The sequence below is a fragment of the Nonlabens sp. Asnod3-A02 genome, from assembly GCF_045063755.1.
Taxonomy (GTDB): domain Bacteria; phylum Bacteroidota; class Bacteroidia; order Flavobacteriales; family Flavobacteriaceae; genus Nonlabens; species Nonlabens xylanidelens.
The window spans coordinates 1,386,319-1,407,205 of sequence record NZ_JBEFOC010000007.1; the positions used below are offsets into that span (position 1 = coordinate 1,386,319).

19 protein-coding genes are annotated in these 20,887 nt (G+C 33.7%); 9 read left to right on the forward strand and 10 right to left on the reverse strand.

Going from position 1 to position 20,887, the window contains the following annotated elements; all coding sequences use genetic code 11:
• Positions 1 to 34: 34 nt before the first annotated feature.
• The 4 genes from ACJJVN_RS09710 to ACJJVN_RS09725 form a co-directional block, all read right to left on the reverse strand.
• Positions 35 to 721, reverse strand: coding sequence for an OmpA family protein (locus ACJJVN_RS09710; RefSeq protein WP_405377959.1), 687 nt, complete (start codon positions 719 to 721; stop codon positions 35 to 37).
• Positions 722 to 731: 10 nt separating this feature from the next.
• Positions 732 to 1,211, reverse strand: a complete 480-nt coding sequence (locus ACJJVN_RS09715; RefSeq protein WP_405377960.1) for a lipocalin family protein — start codon at positions 1,209 to 1,211, stop codon at positions 732 to 734.
• A 162-nt stretch (positions 1,212 to 1,373) separates the two neighbouring features.
• On the reverse strand, positions 1,374 to 1,805 hold the full coding sequence (locus ACJJVN_RS09720) for an Hsp20/alpha crystallin family protein (RefSeq protein WP_405377961.1): 432 nt from the start codon (positions 1,803 to 1,805) through the stop codon (positions 1,374 to 1,376).
• A 105-nt stretch (positions 1,806 to 1,910) separates the two neighbouring features.
• Positions 1,911 to 2,351 carry a TerB family tellurite resistance protein gene (locus ACJJVN_RS09725; protein ID WP_146080375.1) on the reverse strand — a complete coding sequence of 147 codons (441 nt, stop codon included), beginning with the start codon at positions 2,349 to 2,351 and terminating at the stop codon, positions 1,911 to 1,913.
• Between the two features lie 45 nt (positions 2,352 to 2,396).
• On the opposite strand from ACJJVN_RS09725, the gene ACJJVN_RS09730 reads away from it, so the two are divergent.
• A complete protein-coding gene (locus ACJJVN_RS09730) occupies positions 2,397 to 3,704 on the forward strand; it encodes a DUF2254 domain-containing protein (RefSeq protein ID WP_405377962.1) in 1,308 nt (435 codons plus the stop codon).
• A gap of 20 nt (positions 3,705 to 3,724) precedes the next feature.
• Here ACJJVN_RS09730 and ACJJVN_RS09735 read toward each other — a convergent pair whose 3' ends face one another.
• The 4 genes from ACJJVN_RS09735 to nadC form a co-directional block, all read right to left on the reverse strand.
• Entirely contained in the window at positions 3,725 to 4,150 is a 426-nt protein-coding gene (locus ACJJVN_RS09735; protein ID WP_405377963.1) for a DUF2147 domain-containing protein, read from the reverse strand.
• Positions 4,151 to 4,217: 67 nt separating this feature from the next.
• A complete protein-coding gene (locus ACJJVN_RS09740; RefSeq protein ID WP_104515045.1) occupies positions 4,218 to 4,781 on the reverse strand; it encodes a chalcone isomerase family protein in 564 nt (187 codons plus the stop codon).
• 29 nt (positions 4,782 to 4,810) lie between these two features.
• Positions 4,811 to 5,743 (reverse strand): YihY/virulence factor BrkB family protein, encoded by a 933-nt coding sequence (locus ACJJVN_RS09745; protein WP_104515046.1) that lies wholly within the window; start codon positions 5,741 to 5,743, stop codon positions 4,811 to 4,813.
• Positions 5,736 to 6,602 (reverse strand): carboxylating nicotinate-nucleotide diphosphorylase, encoded by an 867-nt coding sequence (gene nadC, locus ACJJVN_RS09750; protein ID WP_104515047.1) that lies wholly within the window; start codon positions 6,600 to 6,602, stop codon positions 5,736 to 5,738. The genes ACJJVN_RS09745 and nadC overlap by 8 nt, the downstream gene beginning before the upstream one ends.
• 196 nt (positions 6,603 to 6,798) lie before the next feature.
• On the opposite strand from nadC, the gene ACJJVN_RS09755 reads away from it, so the two are divergent.
• The 8 genes from ACJJVN_RS09755 (at position 6,799) to ACJJVN_RS09790 (ending at position 16,916) form a co-directional block, all read left to right on the forward strand.
• Positions 6,799 to 9,774, forward strand: a complete 2,976-nt coding sequence (locus ACJJVN_RS09755) for a VIT domain-containing protein (RefSeq protein WP_405377964.1) — start codon at positions 6,799 to 6,801, stop codon at positions 9,772 to 9,774.
• A gap of 308 nt (positions 9,775 to 10,082) precedes the next feature.
• Positions 10,083 to 10,556: a 23S rRNA (pseudouridine(1915)-N(3))-methyltransferase RlmH gene (gene rlmH / locus ACJJVN_RS09760; RefSeq protein WP_405377965.1), complete on the forward strand. Its 474-nt coding sequence runs from the start codon at positions 10,083 to 10,085 to the stop codon at positions 10,554 to 10,556.
• Between the two features lie 14 nt (positions 10,557 to 10,570).
• On the forward strand, positions 10,571 to 11,569 hold the full coding sequence (locus tag ACJJVN_RS09765) for a hypothetical protein (protein WP_405377966.1): 999 nt from the start codon (positions 10,571 to 10,573) through the stop codon (positions 11,567 to 11,569).
• Positions 11,570 to 12,160: 591 nt separating this feature from the next.
• Complete coding sequence (locus tag ACJJVN_RS09770; RefSeq protein WP_104515052.1) at positions 12,161 to 14,341, forward strand: endonuclease MutS2; 2,181 nt, start codon at positions 12,161 to 12,163, stop codon at positions 14,339 to 14,341.
• Positions 14,342 to 14,743 carry a thiol-disulfide oxidoreductase DCC family protein gene (locus ACJJVN_RS09775; RefSeq protein WP_405377967.1) on the forward strand — a complete coding sequence of 134 codons (402 nt, stop codon included), beginning with the start codon at positions 14,342 to 14,344 and terminating at the stop codon, positions 14,741 to 14,743.
• Between the two features lie 62 nt (positions 14,744 to 14,805).
• Positions 14,806 to 15,891 (forward strand): OmpA family protein, encoded by a 1,086-nt coding sequence (locus tag ACJJVN_RS09780; protein WP_405377968.1) that lies wholly within the window; start codon positions 14,806 to 14,808, stop codon positions 15,889 to 15,891.
• 7 nt (positions 15,892 to 15,898) lie between these two features.
• Positions 15,899 to 16,480 carry a hypothetical protein gene (locus ACJJVN_RS09785; protein WP_405377969.1) on the forward strand — a complete coding sequence of 194 codons (582 nt, stop codon included), beginning with the start codon at positions 15,899 to 15,901 and terminating at the stop codon, positions 16,478 to 16,480.
• A 136-nt stretch (positions 16,481 to 16,616) separates the two neighbouring features.
• Complete coding sequence (locus ACJJVN_RS09790) at positions 16,617 to 16,916, forward strand: hypothetical protein (RefSeq protein ID WP_405377970.1); 300 nt, start codon at positions 16,617 to 16,619, stop codon at positions 16,914 to 16,916.
• Positions 16,917 to 16,922: 6 nt separating this feature from the next.
• Here ACJJVN_RS09790 and ACJJVN_RS09795 read toward each other — a convergent pair whose 3' ends face one another.
• Together ACJJVN_RS09795 and ACJJVN_RS09800 are read right to left on the reverse strand one after the other, a co-directional pair.
• The gene (locus ACJJVN_RS09795; RefSeq protein ID WP_405377971.1) at positions 16,923 to 17,096 is read right to left on the reverse strand and encodes a hypothetical protein; all 174 of its coding nucleotides are present in this window, start codon (positions 17,094 to 17,096) and stop codon (positions 16,923 to 16,925) included.
• Between the two features lie 66 nt (positions 17,097 to 17,162).
• Positions 17,163 to 20,879 (reverse strand): metallophosphoesterase, encoded by a 3,717-nt coding sequence (locus ACJJVN_RS09800; RefSeq protein WP_405377972.1) that lies wholly within the window; start codon positions 20,877 to 20,879, stop codon positions 17,163 to 17,165.
• Positions 20,880 to 20,887: the final 8 nt, after the last annotated feature.

A 20,887-nucleotide genomic window follows, 5' to 3' on the forward strand; every position in this document is an offset into this window, starting at 1 on the left:
TCTGGTTGGGTTAAATTTTAAAATTGGTAAGCGTCTATTGGTTAGATTCCATTTGCGCTTCTTTTCTCATCTCTTCTCCTGCTACTATTCCTATCTCTACTCTTCTGTTTTGCGCTCTACCTTCAGCAGTTTCATTAGTTGCTTTAGGAGAAGCCTCACCGCTGTAAGTCATCGCTATTCTATCGCTAGAAATACCATGTGTGGCTAAATAGTCCCTAACACTCGCAGCTCTTTTTCTAGACAATTCAAGGTTGTAATCTTCGGCACCCTGACTATCTGTATGACCTGCAACCAGCACTTCTGTACCAGGATAGTTATTCATTACATCTAACAGCTTATTAAGTGTAGTTTGTGAGTTTGCATTGAGCAGCGATTGATTAGTAGCAAATTTTACTCCACTACCTTCGTCAAAGGTTACTACTATTCCTTCTCCTACTCTTTCTACATCTGCACCAGGTAGGCTAGCTTCTATTTCTTTGGCTTGCTTATCCATATTGCGACCTATTAAGTTACCAGCGATACCACCTATTGCAGCACCTACTACAGCACCTTCAGTCTGGTTATCACCATCGCCTACATTATTTCCTATAATTAAACCTAGAATAGTACCACCTGCAGCACCGATTACGGTACCTTTTTGTTGACTATTGCTATTTTTAACTGCTCCACAACTTACTAATAAAGCAGCTGCGATTACTATTGTGATTATATTTGATTTCATAATTTTAGTTTTAATAATTGTTTTTGACAAAATTCATATTTACATAAACCGTCTCTCCATTTACACTAGCCGGTATACTCCAGGTCATGTTAGATTCATTTGCCCTGGTAATTTCTAGTTGATAGCCCGCATTAGATTCTGATTTATATTTTGTGTCTGTTATTTTAAGTAACAAATCTCCTTTTATCATTTCTTTATTGCCTGGTACATCCCATATAAAATATCTTTCACCTGTTGAACAATTTGCATTATTGATGTTGTATGTACCTCTATTATTGTTAGCTACAAAGTTCCAATTGCTACCCTCAAAACAACTAGCAGCAACATCTTGCAATAGCGTAGATTTAAATTCTCCTACTCCATCATAAGTAACACTCTCTATAATCCAATTACCATCTATAACTCGTGTAGTCTGTTTTACCGCATTAGTTGTAGAACAACTGGTAATCGCAAAAACTACAAGCAACCCTAAAAACAAAATCTTCTTCATAACTATTAATTTTATACGATATTATCATTTATATAATCTGACATGAGTTATAAAGTTCTTAATTAACAAAATTTACCAATAGACTTAACAGAATCCGATCGAAATCAAAAAAAAATCCAACCATAAATGGTTGGATTTTTTAAATCTAAACTTGGCTTACTCTTATTTTAGGGAAATCTTTCTTTTAGGCAGTGGTAATGCTTCTTCCTTCTTAGGAAGCGTTATCAATAAAACGCCATTTTTATATGAAGCATCTATATCATTTTGATTTACCGTTTCTGGTAAGTTAAAACTTCTTTTAAATGATTTCTTACCAAATTCTCTTCTCGTAAACTTAAGAGCAGCGTCTTCTTCTATTTTTTCTACTTGTGAAGCAATAGTAAGAACATCTTTATCTACTTCTATATGTACCTCATCTTTTGAAAAACCTGGGATACTTAATTCTAATAGATAACTCTCTTCTCTCTCTGCTACATTAATCGATGGTACGAAAGATTTTGCAGTCTCTGTTGTACCTCCTAAATAATCGTTTTTAAACATTTCATCAATAAGTGATGGTAACCAATTGTTTGCTGTTGTATGTGCTAATTTCATAATACTAATTTTTAATTGTTATGATTCAGCTTATTCAAACAGGATACCAAACAATAAAAGCGACATGATGTCGCTTTTAGATGGTTTAGCAATGACTAAATGTCATTAATTACTATTTCTTAGGTGTATTTGCATTAATTCTGACGGCGGTATTTCTCCATGTGGATATTTAAGCATGGTTTGCAATAATGCATCTACAGTCGTTTTTCTAAATCCGTATTGTAAAGCTACTTCATGTAATAGCTGTAACTCTAACTCATCTACATGACCATCAATATGCATCATTAACATCATTCTATGAAAATGAACTATACGCTTAGTATAATCCTTAGGCGGCATAGTTGTTAACTCTTCTGGATGGTTAATCATATAATCGATCTCTTCTTCACTTAAATCCATACGTTTTCCTACCGATGTTATAAAGCTCACCTCTTCTTTCTTTAGATGGTTATCTGCATGTGCCATTAGGATTAACTCGCTTATAATGTGTCTCTTTTCTTCTGTAGTGTAGGTCATGTGATATGATAATAATATGTGAAAATACATATTTATTAGGATTAACTTAACCACATTACTCTTACTTTTAAGAATATGAATTCGATTTTTATAAGACTCAAGTCCTTTTTCAACACAATTACTGGTAGTATTGCGTTTTACCCATCTTTTTATGCTGTAAGTGCTATTTTATTCGGTTTATTCATGAAATGGGCCGAAGAAATGAATGTTTCCAAAGCTTTTCAAGAGGTTTTCCCATCTTTAATAATTAACGATGTAGATACAGCAAGAAGCATTTTAACCACTTTAATAGCTGGTGGTATCTCTATGTTGGTCTTTACCTTTTCTATGGTGATGCTTTTATTGAGCCAGGCCGCGGCTAACTACTCACCTCGTGTTCTACCTAATTTAATATCTAATAGAAAACACCAGTTTATTCTTGGCGCATTTCTAGCAACCATTCTATATAATATAATAACAGTGATAGGTATAGATCCATCTGGTAGCGACTACCATCTTCCAGGACTATCGGTATTGATAGGTATTATAAGTGCCTTTGTAGCACTAGCAGCTTTTGTTTACTTTATTCATAGTATTTCTTCTAGCATACAAATCAATAATATACTAGAAAACATATATAATAAATCTAGTAAACGACTACAGAATCTTATAGAACAACAATCGTCACAAGATCAATTTCCCGATACTAGTGAATGGCATACGTATTCAACTAATAGAAGTGGTACCATACAAAACATAAGTGTAGAAGGTTTGAAAAAATCATGTGAGACTTGTAAAACTAAATTTGAAATGCTCACCACCAAAGGGAAATACATTCTAGATGGAGAAGCACTTTTTAAATCTGAAATAGAATTAAGTGATACACAATTAACTGAAGTGCATAAAAATTTTAATTATTCAGAATCTGAATTAGTTAGTGATAACTATGCCTTAGGATTTAAACAAATTACAGAGATAGGTATTAAAGCCATGTCACCAGGTATAAATGATCCAGGGACTGCTATAGACACCATTGATTACCTAACTGACTTAGTGCGTTTAAGAATGCTCAAAAAAGATCACAACATTGTACTTAATGAGGATAAAGAGGTTATAATAAAATTAAACACCACTAAATTTGAAGATCTTATCTATGATATTTTTGCGTCTTACCGCAAGTATTGTAAGGAAGACTTATCTGTAATGGGTAAACTGCTGCAATTATTCTCTCTTTGCATAGGTAGAGAAACCTGTGAACAGTCTTACTACACTACATTACACTTACAGGCACAATTACTTATTCACGATGCCGAAGAATCTATTTCCAACTCTCACGATCTAGATCGATTAAAAACACAATTTGAATCCATAGAAACTCAATACCATCAATTATCTAGTAATTGATCTATTAAGTAAGTATCCATTTAAAGCCTTATCCATGTTTGGGTTCTATAAAATATAGCGATATACCCTCGTACTTTTAACCGGTTAGGATTATCATCATCCAGCCATATTTTACAGGTATATGTTTTACCATTTTCTGGATCTAGAATATCACCTCCCTTATATACGTCTCCTTTTTTATTAAGACCCTGTATAATTTCTAGTCCTAGAATCGGTGCATCTTTCTGTTCTCCTTCACAGTTGATACATAATGCATTTTTAGGCGCATTCTTATCCAGTATTTTAGCAACTTTTCCATAAATCTTTCCATCTCTTTCATAGATTTCTACATGAGCTTTTACCACGCCAGATTCATCATCTATGGTTTTCCATGTACCTGTAACTTGTTGTGCATCCGCTTTCGCGAAAGCGAAAACACAAAGAACTATAAAAACTATATATTTCATTTTATGAGAATTAAAAAAGCCTATGTAAATTACATAGGCTTTCGTTTATTAATAAGTCGCAGATAGATTATTTACCTAACATACCGTCTTTAAGATCATCATCTGCAGGGTCTTCACCTAACCAAATACCGAATAAACCTTTCTTAAATTTTAATCCAGCGATAGTACCTAAGTCTTTACCGTTTTTAGAAACCTTAGTTCCTGTTCCTGGAGCATAAGCGATTTCAAAATGATCACCCTTTACGATTGCTTCACTAAAAAGACCGATAAATTTATTGATTTCAGATTGAATAGCTGCTCTTTCACTATCGGTACAGCTATCGCCGAAACCATCTTCTACAGCACTTTTCATTTTACTTTGTGTTACTTTACTATCTGTAATGTCCAGGGTAATTGCCATAGCCTGATCTGCACTTACTAGAGTAGATCCATTACTACTCTTTGTTGTAGTGTATAAAGCACCTACATAAAGTTCAAACCATAATTTCTGTCTTACACCAGCTCCATTTAAAGAAAGCTCTTGACCAGATACAGTTAAGTTTTTTTCTATAGATACGCCTTCGATAGTTTGCTGTGCAGTTGCAGTATACGTTCCTAAAAGAGCCATAACTGCTAAAAGTAATTTTTTCATTTTTTTAAATATTTTAGTTCTTAAATATACTACACAGATTTCAAATTCCGTGCCTTTAATGATCTAAGTGATGCATTTAATTCAAATCCTAGTAATAAAAGATTAGAATTGAGCCATATATAAACCATAAGAATAAGTAACGCCCCTATCGATCCATAGATCTCGTTATAAGAAGAAAAGTTATCTATATAAATACCGTATAGATATGAGAATATTATAATTAAAAATGTGGTTACTAGCGCGCCTATAGATAAAAAACTACTGGTTCTTCCATCTTTTGTACCGGTGTAATAGAGCGTACATATAAACATGAATAACATGATTATTAAAGTTACATACCTCAATAACTTAAGCCATATCTCCATAGAATCTTCGGTCATGAAATCTCTACTGCGCAATTCTGATATCCAGTACTCTACCACACCAGCTAATACAACACCTAGAAAAAGAAAGACAACTAACATAATAGAAACAGCAATAGCTACTACATACTGTCTAAAGAAACCACGGTTTAACTCTGAATGAAAGCTGCGCTCAAAACCATTAAATATCGCATTGATACCGTTTGCCATTAGAAACAAAGAGGTTAAAAATGCTACGGTAAGTAAACCGCTATTCCCTTGTAAAGCAATTTCTTTAAAAATGTTATCAAATGCACCTGCTGCCTGTGCCGGTAATAAATCATTTACAAAGAGTAATACCTCTTCTTGAAAATTATCTATTTCTATAAAAGGAATTAAGTTAAGTATAAATAGAATAAAAGGAAACAGCGCCATGAAAAAGCTATAAGAAATAGCACTAGCACGGGCAGAAAATGCTCCTTGAACAATACCTAAGTAGTAGGTCTCGCATAAATCCCAAGCGGTCATTCCTTCAAATCCAGGAAGTTTCCACTTGTCAATTAATGCCACTATCCATGATACTACAGGTATGCGGTCTACTATCTTTTTTACTTTACTCATGCACCGCTTTAAGACTTAAATCTAGATTATACACACTATGGGTAAGCGCACCACTAGAAATAAAATCTACACCACATTCTGCATATTTTCTTGCAGTATCTTGTGTTATACCACCACTACTTTCTGTCAGACATTGATCACCTATTAACTCTACCGCTTTTCTAGTATCTTCATAATTAAAATTATCTATAAGAATGCGGTAAACACCGTCATTAGTAAGGATTTCTTTAATCTCTTCTAGATCTCTAGCTTCTACGATAATTTTAAGATCGCGATTTGTATCTTTTAGATATTGTTTTGTTTTCTGAATGGCTTTTGAAACACCGCCAGCAAAATCGATGTGATTATCCTTGAGCATTATCACGTCGTATAATCCATATCTGTGGTTAACGCCGCCACCTATTACTACCGCCCATTTTTCTAGTATACGTATTCCAGGTGTGGTTTTACGAGTGTCTAGAATCTTTGTTCCTGTACCTTCTAATAGGTCTACAAATAATTTAGTTTTTGTAGCAATCGCACTCATACGCTGCATGGCATTCAACGCCAGACGTTCTGCTTTTAAGATGGATTGTGAAGAACCGGTTACATAAAATGCCTCATCACCATATTTTACAGGGCTACCATCTTCTATTCTAACGTCTATCTGTAATGTAGGATCTACTTCTTTGAATACCGCTTTCGCGAAAGCGACACCTGCCAAAATCCCATCGTCCTTAACTAGCAATCTTGCCTTACCTACAGCTGTAGCAGGTATACAGGACAAACTACTATGATCTCCATCACCTACATCTTCTCTCAATGCATTTTGGATAATGCGTTTAATTTCTTCTTGTGCTTCTTTTGAATTGTAGTCCATCGTGTTTATTTACATATCAAAAATAAGGCATTCCTTTATTATGTTAGAATATTTGGTCCATGCTTTTCATAGTTCACTCAATCAAATGGGCAGTTCACTCATTTAAGCTATAAATTAATGCTTAAAGGTTAGAAATTGTATCAAAATTAAACGGCATGTTAATTGAGAATCTTATTTCTCTACAAAACCTAACCTTATGAAAAAGTACTGCAATACATTTCTCGCGTTTTTATTCTTATTCTCACTTTACACTACTGCACAGCAATCTCCTGTTCTTAAAGTAGATGATAAAGAAGTAGGTCTCTCAAAATTAGATATAGATGTTAAGGTCACCGGTAACCGAGTGGTAACTACTTTTGATATGTTGTTTTACAATCCTACTTCTCAAATACTAGAAGGAGAGCTTAATTTCCCACTAGGTGATGGTCATGAAGTGTCGCGTTTTGCCCTAGACGTAAATGGCAAATTAAGAGAAGCCGTAGTGGTAGATAAAGAATTGGGACGTATAGCCTTTGAAGAAGTGGTGCGTCGCGGCGTGGACCCTGCATTATTAGAAAAAGGAACAGGAAATAATTATAAAGCACGCATCTATCCTATTCCTGCAAATGGCCATAAACGTGTAGTTCTAGCCTATGAACAAGAACTTACCTATGAAAATGAAGCACATTATTACCAGCTACCGCTAAGATTCAAGAACACTATAGACGATTTTCATTTGAGAATAGAGTTTCTAGACCAGTCCAAAAAACCTGTATTAATAGATGGACAGTTATCTGGGTTAAAATTCACGGACTGGCAACATAATTATGTGACCGACCTGAGATTAGAAAAATTTAAGGCAGATACCAACCTTAAAATCAAAATACCTACAGACATTGAAAATGATCAACTAACGGTATCTGGAGATCATTTCTATTATTACCAGACATTTTCTAACTTAAAAAAGAAACGTGCCTCTATGAAGGAAGTAACTCTTTTATGGGATGCATCACTATCTATGAAAGATCGTGAGATAGAAAAAGAGCTCGCTTTTTTAGATCTTTTCTTTAAAGAAAATCAAGATATTAAAGTAAACCTAGAGATTTTTAGTAATAAAATAATGACCAATTTATCTGGTATTAAAATTAGAAATGGAAAATGGAATAATATAAAAGATATCTTAAAAAATCAAACTTATGATGGTGGTACAGATTACGGCACAATAGTTAAAACACCTAAAACAGATGCTTACCTCCTATTTACAGATGGTTTAAAAACACTGAGCAATTCTGACTTTTATCCAGATGCACCAGTATTTGTGATTAATAGTTTAAAAAAATCTAATACACCATTATTAAAAGAATGGGCTCGAGCATCTAGTGGTAATTACATAAATCTTGTTACTTATGATACTGCAGCTGCTTATGATATGATTAAATATCAGTCGTTAGAATATTTAGGTTATGCGTCAAATAATAAACAAATAGAAATATTACCTAGAGCGACTCAGTTTATTGATAATAACTTCAGTCTTTATGGTAAAAATGTAAATGCAGGAGAATCTATAGATCTACTTTATGGATATAATGGAAAAGTAACCTTAAGAAAAACCATTAAAATAAGTAAGGATTTAAATAACCAAAACCAGATTAAAAAATACTGGGCACAGCAAAAAATCGCAGAGCTTGCTTTAAATAAAAAAGAGAACAAAAAAGCAATAACAGATCTTGCTGTACAGTACCAACTCGTTACCGATTATACATCTCTTATTGTTCTAGAAGATATACGTGATTACCTAAGGTATAAAATAGAACCGCCTGCCGAATTAAAGCAGGAATACGATCTAGCCATCGCGCAAATGAAAAGAGATTCTATAGCTATGGCAAATAATAAAGTTCAATTTAAAAGTAAGAAAGAAGTCAGTGACTGGTCACCTCGAGATGCTCCTATACAAAGTGAAATTGTAGACAGACCTAACTCTAGCGTAATCCAAAGATTACAAGGTCAAGTATCAGGGATACATGTTGAATCAAGTTCTGGACAGCCAGGAGTTAGTAATAATATTCAAGTTAGAGAAACGAGTACAATTAGCGGATTAATAAATTCAGAAGACTACGAAGCTGCTCCAGACATGCAAGCTCCAAGATCGTTAGAAACCGAGCCAGAGTTAGATGAAATAGTTGTCGTTTCAAGGCAAGATGAGAACACCGGTAGAACCAATAGACAGAATCGATTTAGAGTAGAGCAAGAACGCAAAAAGCAAGTATTAAAACAGCTGGTAGTATCCAATAGAAAAGTGCAAGTTCCTTATTTAACAGCATTGAGAGCTACTAATAGTATAGAAGCAGCCTATCAATTGTATTTGACTAACAGAGAAGATTATAAAGAACAGCCTGCATATTTTATAGATGTAGCTAACTTTTTTAGAAAAGAAAGAAACAATACCCTTTTTTCAGACCGTATTCTATCTAATGTCGCAGAGATTGATTTTGACAATTATGAATTGCTAAAAGTTTATGGTTATCAGTTAGAAAAGCAAGCAAAATTATATGAAGCTATTTTTATCTTTAATCGTGTATTAGAATTGCGCCCAGAAGATTCTCAATCCTATAGAGATCTCGCGATTGCCTATGAAACTGCTGGACTTTGTAATAAAGCATATGCTTTATACCACGATATTATTACTGGTAAAATTTATGAAAAAGGAAACCGCAGAGTATTTCCTTCTATGGAAAGCATCTCTAGAACAGAGCTTAAAAGGCTAGCAAGCAAATACCAAGACGATTTAAAAGATGTAACAGTAAATAAAGAACTATTAAAAGAAGAAACCTATGATCTTAGAATCTTAGTAGACTGGAATCATAACGATACCGATATAGATTTACACATCGTAGATCCTAATCTAGAAGAATGTTTTTACAGTCATCCTACTACAAAAATGGGCGGACAGTTAAGCAAAGATATGACTCAAGGTTTTGGTCCAGAGCAATTCACACTCGCTAATGCCAAAAAAGGAGATTATTACATCAAAGTAAAGTACTATGGAGATCGTTATCAAAAAATAGAAAATCCGACTTTCATGAAAATCACACTAATCAGAAATTATGGGAGACCTAACGAAACTAAAGAGCTTAAATTAATACGTTTAACACACAAAGACGATATAGAAGTCGTTGCAAAAATTACTATTTAAGGTATTTGATTCAGCTTATTAAATAGGTTCTCCATAAAATATTGACATCACCAATTACTTTTTAAAAGCTCCTCGCCTTAGAAAAGGCGAGGACAGATTTATCAGCAAAGCTGCAAATCAGGAGTGGTTGAAAGGTGGTAGTACATAACTTAACAATTTGTATTAATGGATAAAAATTGTTTAGATTACAAAAATCACCGCATCAACCTATCCGTCTTTGTCGCTACGCGCCAAATCCACCTTTCCTTTCTAAGGAAAGGAGCTTTTAGAATTGTAATTAAAAAAAACTATTCCATTAACTTTGCAACATGAAAATTACACTTCTTGCCGTAGGTAAAACAGACGATTCTCGCATAGAACAACTCACTCAAATGTATGTAGATCGATTAGGTCATTACATTAATTTTGATCTTGAGATCATACCAGATCTCAAAAAAACTAAGAATCTAAGCGAAGACCAACAAAAGAACGAAGAAGGAAAATTGATCTTAAACAAGCTAGAAAAGAGTGATTTTGTCACCCTACTAGATGAAAAAGGCAAGAAGTACACCAGCATGCAATTTGCCGAGTTGATCAATAAAAGAAGTGTTTCTGGGTTGAAGAGATTGGTATTTATAATAGGTGGTCCTTATGGTTTCTCCCCAGACGTTTATTCTAGGGCAAATTCTAAATTGTCCCTAAGCGACATGACATTCTCTCATCAAATGGTACGTTTATTTGCTGTAGAACAAATTTACAGAGCTTTTACCATTTTGAGAAATGAACCTTATCATCATGAGTAAAATAATGTTTTATTATGAAATTTAAAAAGATATTGTTATTATTTATTATTGTTTCAATACCTTCATTTGTATTCAGTCAAGTGTATAATAAAACTTATTATGGTGTAGTTTCTGATAGTTTATTTAAGAGACATATGATAACTTTTAAAAATGATTCAATAGTTGAATTAAGTTCTATTCCATGTCACTTTATCTTTAATGACTCTAAAAAAAACATTAAATCAACCTTTAATTATCATAAAAGAAATGATTCAATTTCCATTTTAAAAAATGATTTAGATAAAGATGAAATTAAAAAAATAAATGAATTAGGATATTCTCAATTCTTAAATAATCTTACTTTAAATATTGATAAAAAAGCAATAGTCGATAATAAAAATCAAGTTGTTTATGTATTATTAAGTGATTTCCCAGAAACTTATAATTCTACTTTTATAATTGATCAAGAAATTTTCATAATTAAAAATGGTACTTCAAATTTGTATGGAATGATAAGTAGTTTAACAGAATCTAATGACCAATTAGAAGTGAAATTTGATGCTGCTATTAAAGATGTAATAGATGGTAAGAAAACTTTAAATAGTATTAATGGAATTGAAGCCTTCTACAAATACGGATATAATTACGTTTTAGGTGGTGTTACTGTGATTAGTTCTAATAACGAATCATTAATTTATAAGTTTAAAAAAGAAACAACCAAAGGACGTATATTTAGTAAAACTAGGTGGAAGTACGTTGATTTAGATAGTTTAATACTGAAAAATAATGGTGATTTTCTCAAAACAAAAGAAATGATTTATCATGATTTTTCTTTTCATCAACTTAAAGGAACCTGGGAAATAAAGAATGATACATTATCCTTGAAAGCAAAATATATTAATAAAGGTAAGCTGGAAACAAATTGGTACAAGACTGATTTAATATTGCAATACAAGGTTAAAAAACACAAACTCAAACCTATAGATAAGGAAGGTTTTTTTACGGGAGAAAAATTAAAACTCATTAAGTCATAAAATTCATTTAAAAATATGCATCAGTATCAAAAATTTGCGATACTTATCATTTTACTTTCTTTATTAGGATTACTAGTACAAACCATAGTGGATCCTTATAGAGGAACTTGGTTTCGCCTCTATGGTATGATGTTTTTTTTCTTATCATTTTATGGTAGTGTCGTACTTTCTATTATGAATACAATTGGAATTATTACTTTATACAAAAGACGTTTCAAGAATTATTTTATTTGGATGCTTATCAGTTCCATCCCATTATTTCTCATGATTTATTTTGTATTTATTCACCACCTAATAAATTGAAAAACAAGAATATTAAAGCGAAATCAATCAAACTGAACTAAATTTCAATTTCCCTTATTCTATATTCCATGTATTTTCACTCCATATTTTTCATAACTCTTAAGTCATAAGTCCTAGCTTTTACTGCCCATAACCTTACTGTTTAATCAAATGCCATTAAACTTTAAAATTCATTATTCAATATTCGACATTCTTTTAAGTTCGAGTTCATTTTCTCAACTCTTTACTTAATTTCTTGTAAAATGCCGCTAGAACCATTCCTTCCTAGCTTATTTTTGTAAGACTTTTATGAGAAAAATATCTAACAAAACGATTCAGGATTTAGAGTTTGATGTAGTCCTACAACAAGCTAGTGCTTATTGTATTACAGAAGATGGTAAAACTGCCATTACTACTTTAAAACCTTTTACAAAACGCTTCTTAATAGAAAGAGAACTAGCCTTTACTAATGAGTATTTATGGTCTTTTTCTAGTGAGCATAGCATCCCTAATCATGGCTTTGATCTGATAGAAAAAGAGCTACAGTTATTAGGCATCGATAACAGTACCCTGGATAAAGAAAGTATAAGAAGACTAGCCGTATTACCACGTACCGTAAACGAGCACATTAAATTCTTTAAGAAACTACAAGAGTTTTTCCCACAATTATACAAACGTCTAGAACACATTACTTATAACGATATGATTCCTACACAGGTAGATCTCGTTATGGACCGTTTTGGTGATATTAAAAATGACGCATCACCACATTTAAAAAACATAAGACGCGAGATGAATACCGTGCGAGGCCAGCTTAACGGTAGCTTTGGTCAGGCACTAAGTCATTATGGACAACTGGATTATCTAGATGAAATAAGAGAATCTGTAGTAGAAAACCGCCGTGTACTGGCCGTAAAAGCCATGTACAGACGCAAGGTAAAAGGTAAAATGATGGGTAGCTCTAAGACTGGAAGCATCTCCTACATTGAACCAGAACGCGTGTTAACGCTTTCGCGAAAGCTGTCAGAATTAGAAATAGAAGAACTAGAAGAAATCCAGAGAATTCTTAAAGAACTGACTGATTTTTTACGTGCCTTTATCCCAGAATTTGAAGAGTACAGAACCTATCTTACTCATACAGACGTCATAGCTGCAAAGGCTAAATATGGTCGTAAAATAAAAGGATGTTTACCCATGATGGTAGACCATCAAGAACTAGAACTGGTAGACGCTTATCACCCTTTATTATGGGTTGCAAATAATGAGCGTGGTGAGACTACCTATGCGCAAACCATAAGACTAGCTCCAGATAATAGAATTATAGTTATTTCTGGACCTAACGCAGGTGGTAAATCCATTACTTTAAAGACTATAGGTTTACTTCAATTAATGATACAGACTGGTATGTTGATACCGGTACATGAAAAAAGTAGAATTTGCGTTTTTGAGCACGTACTTACAGACATAGGTGATAATCAAAGTATTGACAACCATTTAAGTACGTACAGTTATCGTTTAAAAAACATGCGCGGTTTTCTTAAAACGGCCAACGATAAAACGCTTTTCTTAATCGATGAATTCGGTACAGGATCTGACCCAGAACTAGGTGGCGCCCTGGCAGAAAGTATGCTAGAAGAGTTAAACAGCCGTAAGTCCTATGGTATCATTACCACGCATTATACAAATTTAAAGATGCTTGCAAACGAGTTGCCAGAAATGACTAATGCAAACATGCTCTTTGATTCTAGAACTTTGGAGCCTATTTATCAGTTACAATTAGGTGAGGCCGGTAGCTCATTTACCTTTGAAGTAGCACAAAAGAATGGTATTCCTTATTCGTTAATTAATAAGGCAAAGAAAAAAGTAGAACGAGGCAAAATACGTTTTGACAAGTCTATCGCAGCTTTACAGAAAGAAAGATCTAACCTGCGACGCAATAATGAGAGCCTACAAAATAAAGAGGTAAAAGCAACGCAGCGTGCTAATAAACTAGAAGATACACAAGAACGTGTGCAGCAAAAACTGCAAGATTTTCAAGAACTCTATGACGGTTACCAGCGTTATATTCAACTAGGTAAAAAATTTGATGGCCTGGCAGAAGCTTTTGAAAACAACAAAAAGAAAAAGCTATTACTAGACGAGCTTATGAAGCTGGTCATTACAGAAAATGTAAAACGTAAACCTGCAAAAAAAGAAGCTGCTCCTAACCGCAAAGCTGTAAAACAACAAAAAGGGAAACAAAAACAAGTAGAACACGAGGTGATACAAAAGGTTCAAAAAATAAGAACCGAAAAGATAAAAGCCAAAGTATCTCAAGTAAAAGAAGAAAAGGTACCAGATGTAGTCTTAAAATTAAATGACCGCGTGCGACTTTCTGGTTCTAAATCTATAGGTACCATAGACCAGATTGAAAAAGGAAAAGCAACGGTTAATTATGGCTTTTTCACGACTTTAGTTGCTCTAGAACAACTAGAAAAAGTAGGGAAATAAATGGAACGCAATCATGATATAGTATTATTTGATGGGGTTTGCAATCTTTGCAATAGTGCCATCTTATTTATTATAAAACGTGATAGAAAGGATCGTTTTAGATTTGCACCATTAGATAGCGATATTGGAAAAGAGTTACTTTCTCAACATCATATGGATTCTTCTAAGATAGATTCTATCGTATTGATTAGTGGTGATTCCGCTTTCGCGAAAGCGGATGCCGCATTAAACATTGCAAAACATTTAAATCATTTGTGGCCAATACTCTACGTGTTTAAGATCGTACCTAGTTTTATATCTGACAAAATTTATGATTTTATAGCTAGAAATCGCTATAAATGGTTTGGTAAAAAAGAGAGTTGCATGATTCCTACACCAAATTTAACATCTAAGTTCCTATAGAAACTCTTCTAAACGTTAATTATTTAACGGTTTGATAGTATATTTAGCGCAAATATATTTACGTGAAAAATTTTTGGCCTGGATTATTAATATTCCTACTCTATTGCATGGGCTGCCTACTTGTATTGGGTTATTTCTTAGGTGATTTAAAAAGCGATGGTGTGCATGTACCAGCGTTAAATGATACAGTAAACAAAAGCACCTCTATTTCTACAAATCCTATTGAGATTACCTCTTTAAAACCAAAAGAAGAAACAACTTTTAAAGAAGACCTAAATACAATAGATACTGTAGTTGTAAAACCTAGTATCGTTACAAATGATTCTGTAAGTCTTTCAACTAAAACAGACACTAAAAACGATTTAAATATAGAACAAACCTCTACCGAATATGAGGCATTACCGTTCTCTGTATTTAATGAGGCAAAAAAAGTGCTCGTACCTTGTAATCTATTTGCTTTAATTTATGAAAATCGCAATAAGGTAAAAATTCCATACGGTTGTATAAATTATGGCGTGGAGATCAAAAAAATATTAAGTCTACACAAAGAATCTTCACTTACCATAACCGGCTATAGCTCTCCAGAAGAACCGTCTACTCTAGGTAAACAGCGTGCAGAGTATCTAAAAAAGTTACTGGTAGGAATAGGTATCGATAGATCTAGATTACATACTAATGCTTCTTTTCAAGATATCAATTATGTAAATGGTAAAGCAAATGGTGGTATTTTAATGCGCATAAACAATAGCGATTCCTTACCTATTACTTCTAGTATTTCTACTGCGCCTGCAAATAAAGAAATAACTGTCCAGACTACACGACCTACTGGTCCTTATGCTTATAAGAAATTCACCTCTGGTTATCAAGGAGATTACTTTTATGGGAACCAGTCTTTTACTTCTTATGTAAGTCAAATTAAAACCTATCTTAAGGATAACCCAAGTAAGAAAATTGAAATATATACTTATACAGATTCTGTAGGTAACGCTATCGATAATATGTCTATATCAAAAGCAAATTCTGCAACAGCGCAACGTATAGTTGCTCAATCTGGTATACCTGGTTATAAAATTAAATCAATATCTATGGGTGAAAAAGCCGTAGATGCCAGCGGTAGTAGTAAGTGTGTTATTTTAAAAGTTAAATAAAGTAGTTATGGAATTTATAGAAAATAACAGCAGCCTACTTCTGGTCATTTTTTTAATGATGTTAGGCGCATTTATAATAGGTTTTCTTTCTGGAAAATCTGGGATAGATACTACTGCTGCCGTTGTGAATAAAGAGTATACTCAAGAAAAGACTATTACCAGCACTATTACTATAGCAAAGAACACGATTACAAATCCAGATGACACCGACTTGCATCGTGTAGAAATAGCAGATATAAGTGAACCTGGTAAAATAAGAGCTATGAAAACCAGAGAACGTGCTGGTAAATTGAGCCAAGAAGTAAAAACGGAAATGGCTAATAAAACGATAGACTTCTCTAACATAGGCATAGGAGATAAATCACAAGCAGATGATTTTAAAAAGATAGTAGGCATAGGCAGCTTTGTAGAAGAGAAACTAAATACAATAGGTATTTATAACTACTCACAACTAGCTCAAATGACTGATGCAGATATCAATGCAATAACTAAAGTGATTGAGTTTTTTCCTGGTAGAATACACCGCGACGACTGGAAAGGACAGGCTAGAGATTTAATGACAAGTAAACAGAGCAGTACGGAAGTATAACTTTAAATACATCTACTTATTAAAATCCAAGTACAAAATAAACAAACTCTATGGATACCTACTAATAGGGCTAGTTTTCTCATTACTAGGTATCTCAAACTTATTCTATCAAGATAACATCTGGTGGACGCATTATATGCAACTATTACTTGGGTTATTATTTATAAGCTATTTTCTATACGGCTTATGGGGTCAGTATCTTACTATACAAAGTAACACCATCGGTAAGCTAAACTCCTTTGGGATTCTTATAAAAATGAATCTAAGCGATGTCATCTGGATTAAAAAAATCAATAAAGATTACACCTTAATTACCGAAGATAAAGAGTTTAAAATTAAAACAGACTGGATAGAAAAGTCCTCACTTTTAAAATTAAATAATGTGTTGCAGCAACTGGATTTACTTGTAGATAAAACTCCTTTTCACAATAAATAGAAAGTACTACTTTTCTGTTTTCTTACTTTGCCAGTAATAGTAAACGCCTACTAGCTCAGTAAAAAAGCCTATGATTATCATACCTTTTGCTCCTAATATCTCAGTAAGGTACATTACAACACCTAATAAAACTATGATGCTGCCTAGAGCGATCATATAAATAGATCCTTTTTTATTCATACGGTAAAAATAAAGCCTTCTCGATAATTACCGAGAAGGCTTTGTTATAATTTTAAAATTCTGAATCTAGAAACTAAATCCTACTTGAAAACTGAACCTCAGTCCATCTTCTCCAGTAAATAAATTAAATGTGGCACCTATTGCATTAGAACTGTTTACCCAAAAACCACCACCGAAATCGTTATGCCATTTATCACTACTCTCACCATCTTGCCACACACGACCTACGTCTGCACCACCGAATATTCCAATTTGCAACGGTACAAATCCTGTCTTAAACTCGTTAAAACTATATCTTACATCTGCACTACCAGCAAGAGCACTCTCTCCAGAGAATCGTTGTGTACGATAACCTCTTAAACCATTATTTTGTCCTACTTGAGCACTTTGATAAAACTGGTAATCGTCACCTATATTAAAAGTAGCTTGTGTAAGCGTTTTAAGAACTAGACTACGGCTGCGGTTTAATGCATTATAGAAACCTAGTTTAGGTTTAATAAAACCAAATGTATTTCCTAAGTCATCTTTATCTGCATTTATTCCTGCTACTATGTCAAAAATCATCCCTCGTGTTGGGTTCAATTTATTATCATAACTCTCATAATTGTAACCTCCATTTAATTCTAAGAACCACTTACGTTCAAAGAATTCAGGATCTTCCTCTGGCGTAGCAAATTGAGTTTCTAAGAATCTACCTTCATCTTCTTCTATTTCAAAACTCTGTATTTCTATTCCTCCTTTTACGTTAGAACCGTACTCACCTTTATAACTAACACCTACTCCACCAGAGATCTCACTTAATCTCACACGATTAAAGTCAAAGTCTAAATCATCGTCTAGGTTTACCGTTTCATTTCCAAAACCGAAGAAATTCTCTGCAAACGTTGGGTTAGAGAACCTTGCTTTTACCGTAAGATTCATTTGATTAAATACACCTGCAAATGTTCCTTTATAGTTGATATCAAAACCTTCTGTAGCAAAGTAATAACCTGCTCTTATTTGATGTACTCTAGTATTAGGGTTGCGGTTAAAGCCGTTTACAGTAAATGTATTTTGAACACCTATTTTAAAACCATCATCTGGATTAAAGCCTATAGCTGGTGTTAGTACATTTGATTTTAAAATACTCTTGCGTGGGTCGTACAAGTTTCTGTTATAACTGTCAGATAATCTAACTCTAGCACCGCCTTTATCTGTAAAAGTGTTCTTCTTAGTTTTATGATCATAAATAGAAATAGACTTTCCATTTTCTAGGTTATAAATATCATTATTTTGTCCACCTATGATTCTAACTTTTATACGGTCTTTACCACTTCCTACGGCCTCTATTATATCATCATCATCTAGTGCATATACCCAGATCTCTTTTGTGTCCTCGGCAAGGAATAAACGATCAACAACGACATCAGCTTTTTTACCATCTTTATTTCTATAAATAGTTACTCTAGTCTTTCCGTCTTCTACTCTATCTACAACTACAAAGTCATCCTTATCTGTACCTGTTACAATAGCTAGATCTGATAAATAGTCATAATAACGCTCAGCAATTTTCACAATATTACCACGACGTATTTTCATGTTATTGATAATCTTCTGTGTGGATTCATCCGGATAAATTTCGGCAGGAAGTTCCTTAAACGCAGCTTCTATAGCCTCGTCACTTAAATTATCTTGTATAAATTGTGCTTGTTCTATCCACATGTCTCTGTCTGCTTCTTGAGCAAGACTGCGGTCTAGGTAAGATGCTGCACTATTGAACCATTTTACATTATCTAACTCTTCGTCATAAGTAGCAAACTGTTTAGTTATACCTATCATAGTTCTTAAAGTTGCAAATAAAGCACCATCAAAGTTAGAAAACACCTGATCCCTATCTCTAGGAATAGGTTTAAATGTACTGTTTCCATCCTTTTTAAACTGTGCCCATCTCCATTGATCCTGGTGTCTGTCCCAATCTCCTAATAACATATCAAACATACGCGCTCTCACAAATGCTTCTTGATCTATTTTGTATTTTTCGTCCTCTCTTATTTTCTCAAAAATATCTGCGGTACTTTCTATATCGTCAGATTTCCCAAAACTAGCAATGTCTTTTTGATTCTCTTCTGGTCGTTCTACAAGCATATAAAGCTCGTCTCCATAATCGTTATTGTAATTTCCTAAAGCCTCTTGTTTAGGCACAAAATAAATTTCTGGATTGGTATGATACACGCCTATTGCATCACTTAATTTAGGCAATGTTAATGCCGCATATGGATGGGCAGCGGTATAGAAGTCAAAAAGAAGATCTTCGGCCGTCGTGTCTTCAAAAGATTCTGCTACGGTGTTTTCTTTAAAAACCGTAGTCTGTAAAAACTGTACGGCACTTTTCTTAAGTGCTCTTAAATTGTATTCTTTTCCATCTTTTGCAACGAGTCTCAAAGAGCGAGTTTGGTGACCACCACCAGCTCTTTCTACTACTAGCCCACCTTTTAAGGTATCTAAAATTGCAACTTTTGCATTGATTTTAGTTCCGTAAAGATCTCTATATTTATTACCCCAGACAGATTCAAACACTGCGCTTTTTTCTACTCTTTCTTGATCGTATATACTCGCTTTCGCGAAAGCGGGATACTCATCTGGCAATGTCTCTAAATCAAACTCTACTGGTTTTTTAATAGCCTCATAAGTAAAAAGCAACTTTTCTTTTCCATTCTCAAAACCATAATATCGCACCCAGCTACTGCCATCTTTCATAACATCTAGTCGAGCAAATCCCATACCACCGTAAGAAAATAAACCGTCATTACTTAGGGTTGCATAACTCTCCTTTGCACCACTACCAGAAACTATCTGTCGTATTCCATCATTTTCTATGTACTGTAAAGTATGCTCATGACCACTAGCAAAAATTATTCTAGGCGCAGCAGATGCTCTCGCTAGCGTTGTAATTCTATTAGTCATTTCTTGATATCTCTTATTCTGTTTATCTTGAGCACTAACACCACCACTAGTTCTAATTTGTGTGGCTAGTGAACCTAAAATAGGAATAGGTAATGCAGACTGTGATGGATATAAATGCTTAATTGCTGCATACTGCCCACCGTGTACACCGTTAGTAAATAATGGATGGTGTAATGCAAAAACTATAGTCTTATCCTGATTTTTCTTTAACTCGCCTTCTATCTCTAAGAAAAATTGCTCTCTTGTCTTAATTTGATCGCAGTTATCATTAATAGTTGGGTGATCATCCCATTTTGCAAGATACCACTGGCTGTCTACTATAATAAGTTGAATTTGCTTATTAATGTCAATACTATTAATAGGACAACCTACTTTAGGTTCCCAAATATTTTTATTATCCAGCGCCTTTTCTATGTAATCTTTTTCTCTATTTACATTATCTAGTCCTTCATCGTACCAGTCGTGATTACCTGGTATAAAAACTGTAGAACCTTGAAATACTTTTGCCACATCTATTTGAGCATTCAGATGATTTTCGGCAACAGGTCTAAACTCGGTATCCTTTTCTGGCATACCTACTGGATAGATATTATCACCTAAAAATATAAGATGATCATTCTCTGTTTTTTGAGATTTAATATAACTTTCTAGCGCTATTAAACCATCACTTTTACCACCTATGGGAGACTTACCTACATCACCTATAAGATAGAACGACTTTTCTATTGCTAGCCCAGAAGGGAATTGCTCTTGAATCTCTTCTTTATATTGAGCTTTAAAACTGGCACATCCAGTAATAATTATTGCTATTAATAATAAAAGAATGTTATTTTTAGTCATAAGTTTGA